The 2,489-nt window shown below is 70.5% G+C and carries 1 protein-coding gene; it reads right to left on the reverse strand.

The window, feature by feature from the left end:
- Window positions 1–101: 101 nt before the first annotated feature.
- Window positions 102–2,489, reverse strand: a 2,388-nt coding sequence (gene nirB / locus C5O18_RS08505; protein WP_105193132.1) for a nitrite reductase large subunit NirB, incomplete at its 5' end; no start/stop codon positions are given.

The raw sequence follows: 2,489 nt of genomic DNA on the forward strand, positions 1-2,489 counted from the left end.
GGCGAGCGCGCACAACGGCCGCCAGCCGGCGGCACCGGCAGCAGCACCGGCGGCCATGGCAGTGGCGGCATCGGCGCCGCCGGGCATCAGGGAAAGGCTCATCACACCACCTCCTCTTTCACGGGAATCAGCTTGAGTTCATGACTGCGCGCCGGCCGGCGCTGGCCGCGCTCGCGCACAAAACGGATGTCCGGGTCGCCGCCGCGCTCGTTGACGAAGGTGCGGAAGCGCCTGAGTTTCTCGGGATCGCCGATGGCGTTGGCCCACTCGCACTCGTAGCGGTCGACCACCAGCTGCATCTGCGCTTCCAGCTCGGCGCCGAGGCCCAGGCTGTCGTCGAGCACCACCGCCTTCAGGTAGTCCAGGCCGCCCTCCAGCGACTCGCGCCACACCGAGGTGCGCTGCAGCTTGTCGGCGGTACGGATGTAGAACATCAGGAAGCGGTCGATGGTGCGGATCAGGGTCTCGTCGTCGAGGTCGGTGGCGAACAGCTCGGCGTGGCGCGGGCGCATGCCGCCATTGCCGGCGACGTAGAGGTTCCAGCCCTTGTCGGTGGCGATCACGCCGACATCCTTGCTCTGCGCCTCGGCGCACTCGCGGGTGCAGCCGCTGACCGCGAACTTGAGCTTGTGCGGCGAACGCAGGCCCTTGTAGCGGTGCTCGATGCGCAGCGCCATGGCGACGCTGTCCTGCACGCCGTAGCGGCACCAGGTGCTGCCGACGCAGCTCTTCACCGTGCGCGTGGACTTGCCGTAGGCATGGCCGGTCTCGAAGCCGGCGGCGATCAGCTCGCCCCAGATGTCCGGCAGCTCATGCAGCTCGGCACCGAACAGGTCGATGCGCTGGCCGCCGGTGATCTTGGTGTAGAGGTCGTACTTCTGCGCCACCTGGCCGATGGCGATCAGCCCTTCCGGGGTGATCTCGCCGCCGGGAATGCGCGGCACCACCGAATAGGTGCCGTTCTTCTGCATGTTGGCCATGAAGGTGTCGTTGGTGTCCTGCAGGGGCACCAGCGACGGCTCCATGATCGGCCGGTTCCAGCACGAGGCCAGGATCGAGCCCACCGCCGGCTTGCAGATGTCGCAGCCGACCCCGTGCGCCTGAGCGCCGCTCCCGCCCGGCCGCCTGCCGTGCCGCGCCAGCAGTTCCTCGAAGGTCTCGATGCCCTCCACGCGCACGAAGTGGTAGAGCTCCTGGCGGGTGTGCGCGAAGTGTTCGCACAGGCTCTTGTCCACGGTCACGCCGCGCGCCGTCAGCTCGTGCTCGAAGACCTGCTTGAGCAGTGCCGCGCAGCCGCCGCAACCGGTCGCCGCCCTGGTGCAGGCCTTGATGCCGGCGAGGTCGCTGCAGCCGCCGTCGATGGCCTCGCAGATCGCGCCCTTGCTGACGTTGTGGCAGGAGCAGATGGTCGCCGCCGCCGGCAGCGCGTCGACGCCCAGCGCCGGCGCCGCCTCGCCCGCCGGCAGGATGAGCGCGGCCGGATCGGCCGGCAGCGCGATGCCGTTCTGCACGTACTGCAGCAGGGTGTCGTAGTAGCTGTTGTCGCCCACCAGCACCGCGCCGAGCGCGGTCTTGCCATCGGCCGAGACCACCAGGCGGCGGTAGCTCGACGTGGCCTCGTCGATGTAGCGGTAGCTGCGCGCGCCCGTCTGGGCGCCGTGGGCATCGCCGATGGAACCGACATCCACGCCCAGCAGCTTGAGCTTGGTCGACATGTCGGCGCCAGTGAAAGGCTCGGCCTCCTCGCCGCAGAGCTGCATGGCGACACCGCGTGCCATGCGGTAGCCCGGCGCCACCAGGCCGAAGATGCCGCCGTTCCAGGCCGCGCACTCGCCGATGGCGTGGATGTCCGGGTCGCTGGTCAGGCACTGCGAGTCGATCGCCACCCCGCCGCGCGGGCCCAGCGCCAGGCCGGCGTCGCGCGCCAGCGCATCCTGCGGGCGGATGCCGGCGGAGAACACGATCAGGTCGGTCTCCAGGAACTCGCTTTCAGCACCGGCGGCGCCGGCGAAATTCATGCGGTAGCGGTACTCGCTGCCGGCGGTGATGTTCTGCGTCGCGCGCGACAGGTGCACGCCCACGCCCAGCGCCTCGATGCGCGCCTTCAGCGCCGCGCCGCCGGCGTCGTCGAGCTGCACCGGCATCAGCCGTGGCGCGAACTCCACCACATGCGCCTCCAGGCCCAGCGACTTCAGCGCGTTGGCGGCCTCCAGCCCGAGCAGACCGCCGCCGACCACCACGCCGCGACGGGCATTGCCGGCGGCGGCGCGGATGGCATCGAGGTCATCCAGCGTGCGGTAGACCAGACAGGCGTCGCCCTCGGCGCCCGCGATGGGCGGCACGAAGGGATACGACCCGGTCGCCAGCACCAGCTTGTCATAGCCATGGCGGCCGGCACTGGTGACCACCTCGCGGCGCGCGCGGTCCAGGCCGGTGACCGGCACGCCCAGGTGCAGGGTGATGCCATCCTGCCGGTACAGCGCCAGCTC

Source organism: Amnimonas aquatica (genome assembly GCF_002943415.1).
GTDB lineage: Bacteria > Pseudomonadota > Gammaproteobacteria > Pseudomonadales > Moraxellaceae > Perlucidibaca > Perlucidibaca aquatica_A.